At 45.9% G+C, this 14,272-nt stretch carries 12 protein-coding genes; 4 read left to right on the forward strand and 8 right to left on the reverse strand.

Translation table 11 applies throughout. The features are described from left to right. Positions 1 to 27 precede the first annotated feature (27 nt). Positions 28 to 1,353, forward strand: a complete 1,326-nt coding sequence (locus RTV33_RS01110) for an MATE family efflux transporter (protein ID WP_312640644.1) — start codon at positions 28 to 30, stop codon at positions 1,351 to 1,353. A 63-nt stretch (positions 1,354 to 1,416) separates the two neighbouring features. Here RTV33_RS01110 and RTV33_RS01115 read toward each other — a convergent pair whose 3' ends face one another. The 8 genes from RTV33_RS01115 to RTV33_RS01150 all read right to left on the reverse strand — a co-directional run bounded on the left by RTV33_RS01115 (position 1,417) and on the right by RTV33_RS01150 (position 11,053). Continuing rightward, positions 1,417 to 2,679: an ABC transporter permease subunit gene (locus RTV33_RS01115; protein ID WP_312640646.1), complete on the reverse strand. Its 1,263-nt coding sequence runs from the start codon at positions 2,677 to 2,679 to the stop codon at positions 1,417 to 1,419. Further along, the gene (locus RTV33_RS01120) at positions 2,672 to 3,724 is read right to left on the reverse strand and encodes an ABC transporter permease subunit (RefSeq protein WP_312640648.1); all 1,053 of its coding nucleotides are present in this window, start codon (positions 3,722 to 3,724) and stop codon (positions 2,672 to 2,674) included. The genes RTV33_RS01115 and RTV33_RS01120 overlap by 8 nt, the downstream gene beginning before the upstream one ends. Continuing rightward, on the reverse strand, positions 3,721 to 5,316 hold the full coding sequence (locus tag RTV33_RS01125) for a sugar ABC transporter ATP-binding protein (protein WP_312640650.1): 1,596 nt from the start codon (positions 5,314 to 5,316) through the stop codon (positions 3,721 to 3,723). Before RTV33_RS01125 ends, RTV33_RS01120 begins: the two co-directional genes overlap by 4 nt. 120 nt (positions 5,317 to 5,436) lie before the next feature. Further along, positions 5,437 to 6,600, reverse strand: a complete 1,164-nt coding sequence (locus RTV33_RS01130) for a DUF3798 domain-containing protein (protein ID WP_312640652.1) — start codon at positions 6,598 to 6,600, stop codon at positions 5,437 to 5,439. 395 nt (positions 6,601 to 6,995) lie between these two features. After that, positions 6,996 to 7,727 (reverse strand): pyruvate formate-lyase-activating protein, encoded by a 732-nt coding sequence (pflA, locus tag RTV33_RS01135; RefSeq protein ID WP_312640654.1) that lies wholly within the window; start codon positions 7,725 to 7,727, stop codon positions 6,996 to 6,998. Positions 7,728 to 7,796: 69 nt separating this feature from the next. Then, entirely contained in the window at positions 7,797 to 10,010 is a 2,214-nt protein-coding gene (gene pflB / locus RTV33_RS01140) for a formate C-acetyltransferase (RefSeq protein WP_312640656.1), read from the reverse strand. Between the two features lie 178 nt (positions 10,011 to 10,188). After that, positions 10,189 to 10,530 carry a DUF1622 domain-containing protein gene (locus RTV33_RS01145; protein WP_312640658.1) on the reverse strand — a complete coding sequence of 114 codons (342 nt, stop codon included), beginning with the start codon at positions 10,528 to 10,530 and terminating at the stop codon, positions 10,189 to 10,191. Positions 10,531 to 10,618: 88 nt separating this feature from the next. Continuing rightward, positions 10,619 to 11,053 (reverse strand): FMN-binding protein, encoded by a 435-nt coding sequence (locus tag RTV33_RS01150; protein ID WP_312640659.1) that lies wholly within the window; start codon positions 11,051 to 11,053, stop codon positions 10,619 to 10,621. A 216-nt stretch (positions 11,054 to 11,269) separates the two neighbouring features. Between RTV33_RS01150 and RTV33_RS01155 the strand changes: the two genes are divergently transcribed. From RTV33_RS01155 to rsxC, 3 genes are all read left to right on the forward strand, one after another. After that, a complete protein-coding gene (locus RTV33_RS01155; RefSeq protein ID WP_312640661.1) occupies positions 11,270 to 12,349 on the forward strand; it encodes an FAD:protein FMN transferase in 1,080 nt (359 codons plus the stop codon). 68 nt (positions 12,350 to 12,417) lie between these two features. After that, on the forward strand, positions 12,418 to 12,939 hold the full coding sequence (locus tag RTV33_RS01160; protein ID WP_312640663.1) for a Gx transporter family protein: 522 nt from the start codon (positions 12,418 to 12,420) through the stop codon (positions 12,937 to 12,939). A gap of 19 nt (positions 12,940 to 12,958) precedes the next feature. Continuing rightward, the gene (gene rsxC / locus RTV33_RS01165) at positions 12,959 to 14,269 is read left to right on the forward strand and encodes an electron transport complex subunit RsxC (protein WP_312640665.1); all 1,311 of its coding nucleotides are present in this window, start codon (positions 12,959 to 12,961) and stop codon (positions 14,267 to 14,269) included. Positions 14,270 to 14,272: the final 3 nt, after the last annotated feature.

Below are 14,272 nucleotides of genomic sequence, written 5' to 3' on the forward strand. Positions count from 1 at the left end.
GAAATATGAAAAAAGTGTGGTAATGAAATGTTTACAAGAAAACAACTGGTTCGGCTAATTGTGCCATTGATTGTTGAACAGCTGCTTGCCGCAACCATTGGTATGGCAGATACTCTGATGGTTTCGGGGTGCGGTGAGGCCGCTGTTTCGGGTGTATCGCTGGTAGATTCTATCAATTTATTGCTCATTAGTATCTTTGCTGCGCTGGCAACCGGCGGCGCTATTGTTTCGGCTCAGTATTTGGGGCGTGAGGATCACCCAAACGCCAACGTTGCGGCAAAGCAGCTTTTGCTTGTAACCACAGGGCTTTCCATGGTAATTATGGCTGTTTGTCTCATTTGGCGAACCTCAATCATTCATGGATTGTTCGGTGCAGCAGAACCGCTTGTGCTGGAAAATGCGCTGATTTATTTTCTGCTTTCCGCACTATCCTACCCGTTCATCGCCATCTACAACGCTTGTGCCGCATTGTTCCGTGCGATGGGAAACTCAAAAATCTCAATGTTTGCATCAATTTTAATGAATGCCGTCAACATTGGAGGCAACGCAATCTTTATATTCGGCTTTAATATGGGCGCTGCAGGTGCTGCACTGGCTTCTCTTCTTTCGCGTATATTGGGTGCGGTCATTATGCTGGTGTTTCTGCGCAATCCGCACAATTTTATCCGGCTCGATAACATATTCAAATTGGGCTTCCATCCGGCAATGATCAAAAATATTTTGCAAATCGGTGTTCCTACCGGATTGGAGAACGGTATGTTTAACATCGGAAAAATTTTGGTGCAGGGGCTGATTGCCTCTTTTGGCACAGTTGCAATTACCGCAAACGCAGTTGCCAACGGTGTTGCCGCACTGGCACAGATACCCGGCTCGGCAATTGGGCTTGCAATGGTAACAGTAGTTGGCCAGTGTGTGGGTGCACAGGAGTACGGACAGGCGAAGAAATACGTTTTAAAACTGGGGGGTGCCGCATACGTATTGATTACAGTAACAAATCTTCTGGTTTTACTCGGTCTTTCTCCAATCATCGGGTGGTATTCGGTATCACCCCAAACGGCCGAAATTGCAAAACAGCTCATCGTTTACCATGGCGTTTGTTCTATGCTGATCTGGACACCGTCCTTCGCACTGCCCAACGGCTTACGAGCCGCAAACGACGTGCGCTTTACGATGATTACCTCCGTGTTTTCCATGTGGGTATTCCGCATCGGTTTCAGCTACATCATCGCTCAGTGGATGGGCTGGGGAGTATTGGGTGTCTGGGTTGCAATGAGCATCGACTGGCTGTTCCGTGCCATTGTGTTTGTTACACGTTTCCTAAGCGGAAAGTGGCAGAACAAGCGACTTATCTAACTACATATATTGTTACAAAAAAGCCCTGGATGCAATGCATCCAGGGCTTTTTTAATAAGATTTTTATTTAATCTTGTTCTTTTCTTTTGCCTGCATAACCTTCTTCCAGGCATAGAGTGCGAGGGTAACAGCAATGATGCCGTATGCGATAAATACACGGAAGTATTCGCCGATTTCAGCACTGCCAAAGATGTTCTTGCCTGCCATAGGAGAAACGTTGAACAGCAGGTGGAACAGCACAGTACCCATAATCGCCTGGCCGACCGTAGCCTTGGATACAGACGCACCGCCGATGAGCAAAGCCGCAGCCGAGAACATACCAACGTTTTCATGTGCGTTGTAGGTACTCATATTGCCGAGATTTTGCAGGAAGATAATCTGACCCAGTGCTGCCAGAACAGTGGAGATACAAACAGCAATGTTTCTGGTTCTGTTTACATTGATACCCGCAACAGAAGCCACTCCCATATCCTGTCCTACCGCTCTCATATCTTGTCCAAGCTTTGTTTTAAGGAAAGCCGGAACAAGCAGGCACAGCAGTGCAATTAAGAGGAATGGAACCATGGGAACCTTCACCAATGCTTTGTACTGCTTGAAGAGTGCCATGTTGCCCGCAGCAAAGCCAAAGATAATAGCAGCGGCAGAAACACCAATGTTAATCAGATTCTTTTTGGTTTTATCTTTTTTCCACAACAGCTTTACAACAAAAACAGCGAGGAAAATAGCCCCAAAGAAAATAATTGCAGAGAAAATATCAAGCTTCCAGATGTTGTCCAGAGCATATTTCATGTTGGTAAGGTCAATGGTGTTGCGCACACCAATTCCCGATTTACCAATCATGATGCCGGGAGCATCTATGGGAATGATTCCGCCAAGTGCAAACAGGAAAATAAACTGATACACACCCGAAGCAAAGAAGCCTAGAATCATACCGGCGATCATTTCCTGCCCCTTTGTACGGTTGAGCAGCATACCGGTAAGCCATCCAAACACAATAGCAAGGGGAATCGAAATAAGCGCCGCAACCACAACGGCTGTAAGCCCCTGCAGCTTCATAACGCAAACAATAAACAGCGCCATCTGACCGGCCATTGCGCCCAATACAATACCGAAGTTGAGGCCCAAGCCGGCAAGAATTGGAATAATCAGCGAAATAACCAGAAACGCATTTCGGTCAAAGCGGGAGATTACGTCCATCAAAATAATTGCGGGTGATGAACCGGAATAGACAACACCCAAAAAGCAAACTATGATGAACACAATCGGTACGATATTTGCAATGACAAATCTTCTAAGTTTGTCCAAAATAGAGTTTTGATTAACCATTGTCGCTGCCTCCTGTCTGAGAGAGTGCATACAGAATAATACCGTTCGACACAATTAGTCGAATAACCTCAGATAAGCCGCCCTCAGGCAAGAGCTGGTTGGCAACAGGCAGAGCGATTGTCAAAAGAGCCTGGTAGAGGAATGTACCGAGGATTACGTGCGAGATTTTACAGCTTTTTGCCGTTGCACCGCCCAGCAATACTGCTGCAACGGGAGCAATCGCCATATTTAGCGGTGCGTTGTATAGCTGGTAGAAGCCAAAGCTCTGTGCATAAAAGATGATACCGACAGCACCGATTACGGTGGAAAGCACAGTACCAATGGTGCGGCTTTTGTCTACGCTGATACCGGACGCAACTGCAAAGCGCGGGTTATCACCCACAGCCTTCATACCAACACCGATTTTACTTCTGGAAAACAGCCACATTAAGAAGCATGCGAACAAAGCAAACAAAATCAAACCGGTGGGGATTGTAATGCCAAACAATTTAAAAGATAAGAAATTGTTAAGAATGGCATCGTAGTTGTCGGTTAATGTAATGGTAGAACGCAAACCGGAACCGGAGCCGCCGATCGGCCAAACCATAGTGGGGTCTTTAAACGGCATAATGAGCCAACCAATGCACATTAAGGATACGATTGCGTAGCCTACATAAGTACCAACCATCATCTCAGAGCCTTTTACAGCGTTCAGCAGCTTGCCATAAAGGTAGCCTGCAACAACACCGAAAGGGATGGAAATTACGATAGCCATGAAAATACCCATCCAGCCTTTAAAGCCGATCTCAATGCTGATTAAGCCTGCGAGAATACCGCATAGCAGACCCACGGGTAAACCAAAGTTCATACCGGTACCGGACATAATCGCCGGCACCATTGCCAGTGCAAATACCATGTTCATACCAAAGCGAACCAGTATGTCAGAAGCAAGTGTGCCCATATTCTGCTGCTGAAAAACTGCAGTTACAACGAGCACCAATAAAAATACGATAATGATAAGACGCGGAAGGCCCATCTGCTTTACGCCTGCTTTAATACGATTCATTCCGCACCATCCTTTCCTGTACTCCCTGCCATTGCCAGACCAAATTGAGAATCAGGAGCGTCAGGGTTTAGAATATTGAAGATTTTACCGCCGGTAACAATGGCGATACGGTCGCAAATCAGTCTTAGCTCCGCAAGCTCAGATGAAGTCATAATAACGGTCAGACCGAACTCACGGTTGAGCTTAACAATAGTGTCAAGCACAATGCTTTTTGCACCAACGTCAATTCCGCGGGTGGGCTCTGAAATCAGCAGCACGTCCGGTTTCAGAATCAACGCGCGTGCAATACAAACCTTCTGCTGGTTACCACCCGAGAGCCTTTTAACGGGCTGTGTCGGGCCGGTGCAACGGATGTCCAACTCTTTGATGTAGTTCTGTGCATTTTTACGGACTTCCGACTGGTTCATTTGGGTAAACGGACCAAATTTATGGATAAAACGATCCTGGTTCATAATGGCGGGAATCACCATGTTCAGTTCGATCGAGGTATCGGGAACCAAACCAACTCCGCGGCGATCTTCCGAAACAAAGCTGAGCTTTGAATGAATGGAAGCCTTGGGGTTGTTGAGCGTAAGCTTTTCGCCATTGATTAAAACTTCGCCATAGGTGGGGTAAACGCCCATTAAGCCGTTGGCAATACCAATTTTGCCCTGCCCTGCCAAGCCGCCCAGGCCTAAAATTTCACCCTTGTATACATCAAGGTCAACGCCGCGCACCACTTCACCCGGCATCTCCACTTTAAGGTCACGGATAGAAATTGCAATTTTACTCTTGTCAATTTTGTCGTTTGCCTGCTTCTGGGACATATCAATTTTACGCCCAACCATCAGCTCTGCAAGCTGTTCAATGTTCGTATCTTTTTTGTCAAGTGTTTGAATCCATGTACCATCACGCATAACGGTAATTTTGTCTGCGGCATCAATTACCTCATCCAAGCGATGGGTAATAAACAGTATGCCAACGCCTTCGGAAGCAAGCTTTTTCATTACCTTGAGCAGGCTTGCTGCTTCGCTTTCGGCCAAAACTGCTGTAGGTTCATCAAATACAAGCAGTTTAATATTCTCTTTATCAATTTCACGTGCAATTTCAATAAATTGCATGTAGCCTACCGGTAATCCGGCAACAGGAAGATCTTCGTCGACATCCATTCCCAGCTTATCGAGTGCTTTTCTGGAGTCGCCTTTAATTTTTTTGGTGTCAAGGTTTTGGAGTTTTTTGCCAAAGGCATAGCTGAGTGCGCCTTTCTTTAAGGGTTCGCGGTTTAATTTAATATTTTCAGCAATAGAAAAACCGGGAATCAGCATAAATTCCTGATGAACCATGCCGATGCCAAGGCGCATTGCATCGGAGGGATGGGTGATTTTTACTGCTTCGCCGTTAATTGCGACATCGCCCTCGTATCCACCCGTAGTATGTATTACCGACATACCGAACAAAATGTTCATCAATGTGGATTTACCCGCGCCATTTTCACCACATAATGCATGGATCTCTCCGGGCATAACCTCCAGAGAAACTCCCTTTAGCACCTTGTTGCCGTAATATTCCTTTTTAATGTCTTTCATTTGAAGGATGGGGGTTTTTTCTTTCAAGATGTATCGCCGCCTAGCATTATCATTTTTTAGCTTTTGAGGTAACACAATGCGCCACAGGAATAGAGTATTGCCTGTGGCGCACATGTTGCTTATAAACTCTGCTTTAACTTATTTTGTTTAACCAAAGGTGTAGAAGTTACCAAGCAGTGTAAAGAAGTTTTCGTAATCAACACCGTTTTCAGACAGTTTTGTCATAGTAACAGGTCCGCCAGCCAATTCGGAGCAGATCGCTGTCATAGCTTCCATGTCGTTCTTAGATGTAATTGTACCCTCACACCACTGTTTTGCGTACTCTACGCCAGCTTTTACAAACAGCATGTTGATGGGAACAGTCCAAGTGGACATACGGCCGGGGTTTCCGCCATCTGTGATTTTTTTGGTGGTTTCTCCGAGAATGAAGTCTACATCGCCTGCTTTATCATCGGGGATAGCGATGCCGAGAGCACCCGGGTAGCCGTGGTACGGGCTGGGGCAGCACTGCTGCGGGAAGATTGCTCCGCCAGCAAGGATTGTTTTGATCAGAGGCTCCTGCATGGAGCAGTTGGTAGCAAAGAATGCTGTGTCTTTGCCGTATTTCTCGATCATCTTGGGAACGTCTTCAAGAATGAACTGCTGTGCACCGGGAACACCGGAATCGCCCAGTGGGTCGGGAGCAGTTGCTTCTACAAACTCAATACCCATCTCTTCAGCGGTTGCCTTGAGCAGGTCACGTCTGCCCGAAAGAAGAGCAACGGACATATGTCTTGGGAAGGAGTAGTGCACAAAAGTTTTAGCGCCCAGAGCTTTTGCCTGCTCCATGATAGATTTACCCATGCCGAGTTCGTCAGCATTGAGAACAATATCAGCAGCAGGAGCGATAACAGCCGGATCCTCGCCTGTTACGCCAGCAATAACCAGCAGGTCGGGTTTGAGTTCCTTTGCTTTTGCAATTGCAGCAGAAGCACCCGGAACAGCCTGCAGGAATACGAGAGCCTTTACACTTTCGTCAGAAACGAGGTTCAAAACGTTGGAGATAGTGGTCTCCTGCTCTTTTGCGAAGTTGTCGGGATAGGTTGCAGTTACAACCATATCGGGGTAAGCGGCTTTCATTTGCTCTGCCGCTCTAAACTCCTCTTCACCCTGAGAGACAGTACCGGTGATGATTGCAATTTTGTAGTTTGCGGGTGCAGCGCCACCATCTGGTGTGCTGCCTGAGGGTGCCTCGGGTGCAGGCTTGCTTCCGCATGCTGCAAGGCTCAGCACCATGGTTAATGCCAAAACAAGTGCTAAAAACTTTTTCATAATTTCCTCCTGTTTTTTATATATTTACGATATGTTCAAAAATTATAGCATATATTTACACAACTATCAAGAAAATATATGTATTCTTAATATTTTCTTATTCTATCTATAAATTCATTCCCTTTTCTCCATTTTAATTTGACAGAAATCATAACAAATAAAATTTGTAGTAACTTATATTAATATAATATTACCATAAATTACTACCTCATTTATAAATATGTACATTTTATTTTGTTTTTATAAATATTTATTCTTTTGCACATTTTGTCAAAACAGCCCGATGGCAAGTGCGGTGAGCGGTGCAACTGCAACCAAGCCATAACTACCCACGATTGGGTTTGCCAAGCAAAAAAAGCCATCGGTGTGGCCGATGGCTTTTGACATACCTAAAATTATAACGGCAAACCGCGGGATTTAAAAATCTCGGTTGCCATTTGGATTTCTTCACGGGTAGGCACGGGAGTATCATACAGCTGATACTCCATTCCGAGTTCCTTCCATTTAAATTCCCCCATCTTATGAAAAGGTAAGAGTTCAACCTTTTCAATGCAGGAATACGGCTTTAAAAAATCCGCCAGTTTCGTCAATCTATCACGGTCCAGTGTATAGCCGGGCAACAGTACGTGCCGAATCCATACCGGTTTTGCAGTACGCTGGCAGTAATCCAACGTCTTCAGCTCGTGCCGGTTATCCATTCCCGTCAGCTCCACACACACCTGAGGCTCCAGTGCCTTGATATCCAGCAAAATCAAATCTGCCGCATCAATCACCGGTTGGGAAACAGCAAGATCCTGCGAGCCCGCAGTATCTATCGCCGTGTGAAAACCCAGGCCTTTGCATCGGTTTATAATATCAAGAACAAATTCCGGCTGCAAAAGCGGCTCTCCGCCCGAGATGGTAACCCCGCCGTTTTTGATAAAATTCCGATAGCTTTTGATGTCCTCTATCACTTCTTCAGAAGAAATCAGCCTGCCCCCTCCACACTCCCATGTATCGGGGTTGTGGCAAAACAGGCACTTCATCCGGCAGCCCTGCAAAAACAGCACATAGCGCACGCCCGGCCCGTCTACCGCACCAAAAGTTTCAATCGAATGTATTCTGCCTGTTACAGCTTGCTCCATCATTTATCCCCCTTCTGTAACACAGCGGGGAACCGATCCTATCGGTTCCCCCATTGTAAGCTTATTTCTTTTCTAGAATCTCTCATGGAAGGTACGGTGGATAACATCAAGCTGCTGCTCGCGGGTGAGCTTGACAAAGTTAACCGCATAGCCCGACACACGAATGGTGAGCTGCGGGTACAGTTCGGGGTGATCCATTGCGTCCAGCAGTACCTCACGGTTTAGGACGTTCACGTTAATATGGTGTCCTTTATCGCCGAAATAGCCGTCCATCAAGCTGACAAGGTTCTCAATCTTCTGCTCTTGCTCTTTGCCTAAAGCGGAAGGAACGATTGAGAAGGTGTAGGAGATGCCGTCCTCGGAGTAGTCGTAAGGGAGCTTTGCAACCGATTTCATGGATGCCACGCAGCCATGGGTATCACGCCCATGCATAGGGTTTGCACCGGGTGCAAAAGGCTCACCGGCTTTTCTGCCGTCGGGTGTAGCACCGGTTTTTTTGCCGTACACAACATTGGAAGTAATGGTGAGGATGGACATGGTGGGCTTGGAATCACGATAGGTGCGGTGGCGCGACAGCTTGTTCATAAACGACTTGACCACATCGATCGCAATTTGATCAGCAGCAGGGTCGTTGTTGCCGAATTTCGGAAAGTCTCCCTCAATTTCAAAGTCAACCGTTAACCCTTCCTCGTTGCGGATGGGCTTTACCTTTGCATATTTGATTGCAGACAGGCTGTCGACAATTACCGAAAGCCCCGCCATACCGCATGCGGAGGTACGGATGATGTCCTCATCGTGCAGCGCCATTTCAATGCGCTCGTAGCAATATTTATCGTGCATATAGTGGATGATGTTGAGCGTGTTGATGTATAGCTTGGACAGCCACTCGGAGATTTCATCAAATTTCCTCATAACCTCGTCGTACTCGAGGTATTCCGAGGTAATGGGTGCGATCTCAGGGCCTACCTGCTCGCCGTAGCGTTCATCCTTACCACCGTTGATTGCATACAGCAGTGCTTTTGCAAGGTTTGCACGCGCGCCGAAGAACTGCATCTGCTTACCGATTTTCATAGCGGATACACAGCAGGCAATGCCGTAATCATCGCCAAATTTTTCACGCATCAAATCATCGTTCTCGTACTGAATCGAAGATGTCTCAATCGAAATATCGGCGCAGAATTTTTTAAAGTTTTCAGGCAGGTTCTGGCTCCAAAGCACCGTAAGGTTTGGCTCGGGTGCAGGGCCCAGATTAACAAGGGTATGCAGGAAGCGATAAGACATTTTGGTGACCATGTGCCTGCCGTCCATCGCCATACCACCGATTGCCTCGGTTACCCAGGTGGGGTCGCCCGAGAACAGTTCGTCGTAAGCGGGAGTACGCAGGAAACGGACGATGCGCAGCTTCATAATAAAGTGGTCAACAAACTCCTGAATCTGCTGCTCGGTGTATTTGCCTGCTTCCAAGTCGCGCTGTGCGTAACAATCGAGGAAGGTAGAAACTCTGCCGAGTGACATGGCAGCGCCGTTCTGCTCTTTTACCGCCGCCAAATAACCAAAGTATAACCACTGAATGGCCTCCTTGGTGTCGGTTGCGGGTTTTGAGATGTCAAAGCCGTATTTCGTAGCCATCTCTTTGAGCTCTTTCAAAGCACGGGTCTGCTCTGAAATCTCCTCACGCAGGCGAATGGTGGGGCTATCCATAATATCAAAGACCAGATGTTTTTTCGCCGCCTGCTTTTGCTCAATCAGATAATCCACGCCATAAAGCGGAACACGGCGGTAGTCACCGATGATACGGCCGCGGCCGTAAGCATCGGGCAGGCCTGTGATAATACCGGTGTGACGAGCTTTCTTCATGTCATCGGTATAAGCGTCAAAAACACCGTCGTTGTGTGTTTTTCTATATTTAAATACGTTTGCTACATTCTCATCCATCTGCTTGCCGTAGGCTTCGAGCTCGGTATAAACAAGACGGATGCCACCAAAGGGCATAATGGCACGTTTCAGCGGCTCATCAGTCTGCAGACCGACAATCTGCTCAAGGTCTTTGTTGATGTAGCCGGCATCGTGCGATACAATGGTTGAAATGGTCTTTTCATCTATGTCATAAACGCCCTGACGCTCACGCTCAATCTCCATCTGCTTACAAAGCTGCTGCCACAGCTGCGTTGTGCGCTCGGTGGGGGCGCTCAAAAAGCTCTTGTCACCGTCATAAGGTGTATAATTGTTGATAATGAAGTCTCTGACATTTATTTCATCTTCCCAGATTCCTTTTTCAAAATCCAATTCTGTTCCTCCTGTTTTATATCTTTACGTATAAGCTTATCATTAGTTTTCGCCATCTAAATCATATCATGTCTTTCATTCGTAGTCAATATTCTACAAAACCAATGGCAATTGTTTGTACAGTTTGTATTTCCAATTGCAGCAAAAAGCTCTGCCAAATATTGGCAGAGCTTTTTGCTTATTTTTCAGATGGAAGCCCTTGATGAGACGCTTCCTCATGATTTTTAATCTCCCAGTGAATCAAAAGGGTAAGCGAGGCGCGCAGAATGATAATACCTGCGACGGTAAAAATTTCTTGGATGTCCCGCACTATAACAGTACGTAAAATCTCACTTCCAAGTTTAAACTCCAAGCCCATCGCCAAACCTCTTGCAAGATTTAAGCGGGTTAGTGGGTCTCGCTTTATGTAGCTGTATGTACCACGAGCCCCTGAAACGACTACGACAATGACACCAACAAATTCAAACAACAGTATCGCAATATCTACCACTTCGATTAACAGCTCATGCATAAAATCCATACTCTGTACCTCCGTTATATTACACTTTCAAACAAAGAAAGACGGCAGGAAACACCATGTTTCCCGCCGCTTTTAACACTTAAAGTGCTTACTCTACAATGATAGTTGCGGTATTACCTTTTTGCGCACCCTTAGAAAGAGCTTCCGTTACAAGCACTTTGAACGAATCGGTTGAAAGTGTTGCACCTGCAAGAGTGTCGACTTTTTTAACTTCCTGTTTGCTGATCAGCTGGTCTTCGAGTTCTTTCATAAACTTCTCAGGGTAGGTACCGGAAACAGGCTCCATTGCCTCTCTGTAGCTTGGGTCAGCAGATTTTAAAACGCCGTCTGCATTGATGGAATCGAAATCAACTTCAGAAATCTTTCCGCCCGAAACAGTAACTTGTACATAATCTTTCCAGCCGTGGTCGTCGGCATTTTTGTACTCTGCTTTGTATGTGCCGTCCTTCATCCCAGAACTGCAGCCTGTCAAAAGGGACGCGCATAAAAGTGCTGCTACCAGTGCGATGCTAAATTTTTTCATTTCTAGAATACCTCCAAGGTGTTGTATTTATTTCGTTTTTATTATATAATTTTTTTGTCTGCCCGTCAATGATAATTTTTCGACTTCTGTCTTTTCTGTAAAAAGTATGTGTCAAAAATATAAAATTATACGTAATGTATTTTTTTGGAAATATATTGTTTTTAGTAAGACATTATCCTTTTAAGGATGCAAATTTTTCTCTTCCGGAGGCCGTTAATGAAACAACTTGAAAAACGAAAAATATTCCTTGTAACAATTATTGCAGCAGTTTTTGCACTGCTTGCACTCTTTCTTATATTTTCTAAGGAGGAACACGAAGACCGTATTGATTTCTTGATGGATACTTTTATTCAGCAACAAATTACAGGAAAAAAAGCAGTAGAGACCGGTGAAAAGGTTTATGAGGCACTCAAAGAATTTGACCATTCTCTTTCGCTTTACAACTCTGAATCGGAGATTGCTAAAATCAACGCCGCCGCTGGGGTTTCGTACGTCAAGGTGTCGGAGGAAACCTATGCCCTGCTCAAGCGTTCCGAAGAGCTTTGTGCCACTTCGTACAATTCATTCGATTTCACCATTGCCCCGGTCACCATGCTGTGGCATGAGGCAAAAGAGGCAGGGGTTCCGCCTACCGCAGAGCAGATTGCACAGCAGCTGGCATTTGTAGATTACACAAAGGTGCTGTTTAACGACGAAGAGCATTCGGTTATGCTTGCCGAAAAAGATATGGCAATTGATTTAGGCGGTGTTGCAAAGGGCTACGCCTGTGATATTGTGCGCGATATTTATAAAAAATCGGACATCTCCACCGCTTTAATTTCGATTGGCGGCAATGTTTATACCTATGGTACACCGCGTGGCAAAGAAGGGTACCGCGTTGGAATACGCGACCCAATCGGAGACAGCGCCGAACCACTGCTTTCTCTGCTGATAACCGAACAGGTAATCGCTACTTCGGGCGCTTACGAGCGTTTTTTTGAGTATGAGGGTGTATCTTATCATCATATTATTGATAAAAAAACTGGATTTCCTGCGGAAAGTGACCTGTTATCGGCATCCATTATTACCCCGGATGGAGCTTTGTCGGATTTTCTCTCTACCACGTTTTATATTTTAGGTAAAGACGCCGTTATGGAGGCAATCAAACAGGAGCAGGCGGTGCTTGCAAAAGGTGAAGCACCCCTGTTTGCGCTGATTGCCATTGATAAGGAGCACAATATTTATATTTCCCCTTCCATAAAAGATAAGGTTGAGCTTATGGGGGAAAAGGCAAATGAATATCACATTGCCCTGTGAATATTGCCATTGGAAAAAATTTTGATTTGTGGTATAATAAATTGCTTAAATTAATTGGAGGTGCGACCATGAAAAGAAAAATCAGTACTTATCAGGTTGCATTTCTCGGGATGATGCTTGCTGTCGCACTTGTTCTTTCTTTTTTTGAAAGCACTTTGTGCGCTTTTCTTGCGCTCCCGCCGGGAATCAAACTTGGCCTTGCCAATTTGGCAACCATGTACACATTGTTTTTTGCCGGCAATGTCCCCGCTGTTATTCTTGTTCTGCTAAAATCCACATTTGTGGGGCTGACGAGAGGTTTCACGGGGTTTTTTCTGAGCCTTTCGGGCGGGCTGATGTCCATCCTGGTGCTGATGTTGCTCAAGCGGTTTCGCAACTTTGGGTTTTCGTACGTTGGTATCAGTGTGATCGGTGCGATTTTTCATAACATCGGTCAAATTCTTGCGGCATCTGTTTTGATTCGTTCTGTATTTACCCTTTATTACAGCATTGTCTTAATGCTGTCCGGCGCGGTAATGGGGATACTGACGGGGATCACCTTTGGCCAGTTAGTACCCCATTTTAATAAGTTAAGCAACAAATACAAATAGAAGTTGGAGGTTGTTGAGATTGAGTATTACAAAGGCAAGGTTGTTAAAAGGTATTCATGTTGCTCACGCAAAAAGTACCGAAAATACACAAACCATACCAATGCCTGTTCCGTCTCGCGTGTCTATTCCTATGCTGCAGCACCTGGGGGCGCCCTGCAAAAGCATTGTTAAGCCGGGGGACCGCGTTCTGGTAGGACAGCTGATTGGTGAATGTGCAGGCACTTTTTGCGCACCCATTCACTCAAGTGTTTCGGGCACTGTAAAGGCAATCGATTCAATGGTTACCACATCGGGTGACAGCTGCGAGGTGGTTGTTATTGAAACAGACGGCACACAGGAGGTTAGCAGCGATGTAAAAGCTCCCGTTGTCAATTCTAAAGAAAGCTTTATTGAAGCAATTAAAAATTCCGGCCTTGTCGGGCTGGGCGGTGCAGGCTTTCCTGCTTGGGTAAAGCTTAACATCAAGCCCACACAAAAGGCGGAGTACCTGATTATCAACGCTGCTGAATGCGAGCCGTATATCACTTCGGATTACCGCGAAATGCTGGAAAATACCGAAGATATTTTGGCGGGAATGGCTGCCGTCAAGAAATATATCGGCATCGATAAGGTGATTATCAGCATTGAAAAGAACAAGCCCAAGGCAATTGAGATGTTTCAAAAGCTTGCTGCTGAAACCAAGGCTTTTGAGGTGTATGTGCTGCAAAGCAAATACCCCAAGGGTGCTGAAAAGGTAATCATCTACGATACCATTGGCAGAACCGTACCGGAAGGCAAGCTGCCGATTGATGTCGGCACCATTGTAATGAACGTAGCCTCCGTTGGCTTTGTGGGTACTTATCTCAGAACCGGCATGCCGCTGACTCAAAAACGCATTACGGTAGACGGCGGCGCTATTGCCAAAGCACAAAACCTGATGGTTGCTATTGGTACTTCCATCACCCACATCGCTGAGTACTGCGGCGGTATTAAAGGTGAGGTAGGCAAAGTGCTTATGGGTGGCCCAATGATGGGACTTGCTCTTTATAATATGGACACGCCTGTAATCAAAAACAACAATGCAGTGCTGTTTTTTGATGAAAAGCAGGCAAAAGAGCAAAAAACGACATTGTGCATCCGTTGCGGAAAATGCGGTTATGCCTGCCCTGTTCGTTTGATGCCTGTTTCCATCGAACGCGCTTTTGAATCGAAGGATACCGAGCGCCTTGCAGCTTTGAAGGTAAACCTATGTATTGAGTGCGGCTGCTGTTCTTATATCTGCCCAGCAAAACGGCCGCTGGTTCAAACAAACAGAGCTTCCAAAAAGCTGCTGAGAGAAACTAAGAAGTAGAGG

The organism is Hydrogenoanaerobacterium sp. (assembly GCF_032017025.1).
In the GTDB taxonomy this organism is placed as follows: domain Bacteria; phylum Bacillota; class Clostridia; order Oscillospirales; family Ruminococcaceae; genus Hydrogenoanaerobacterium.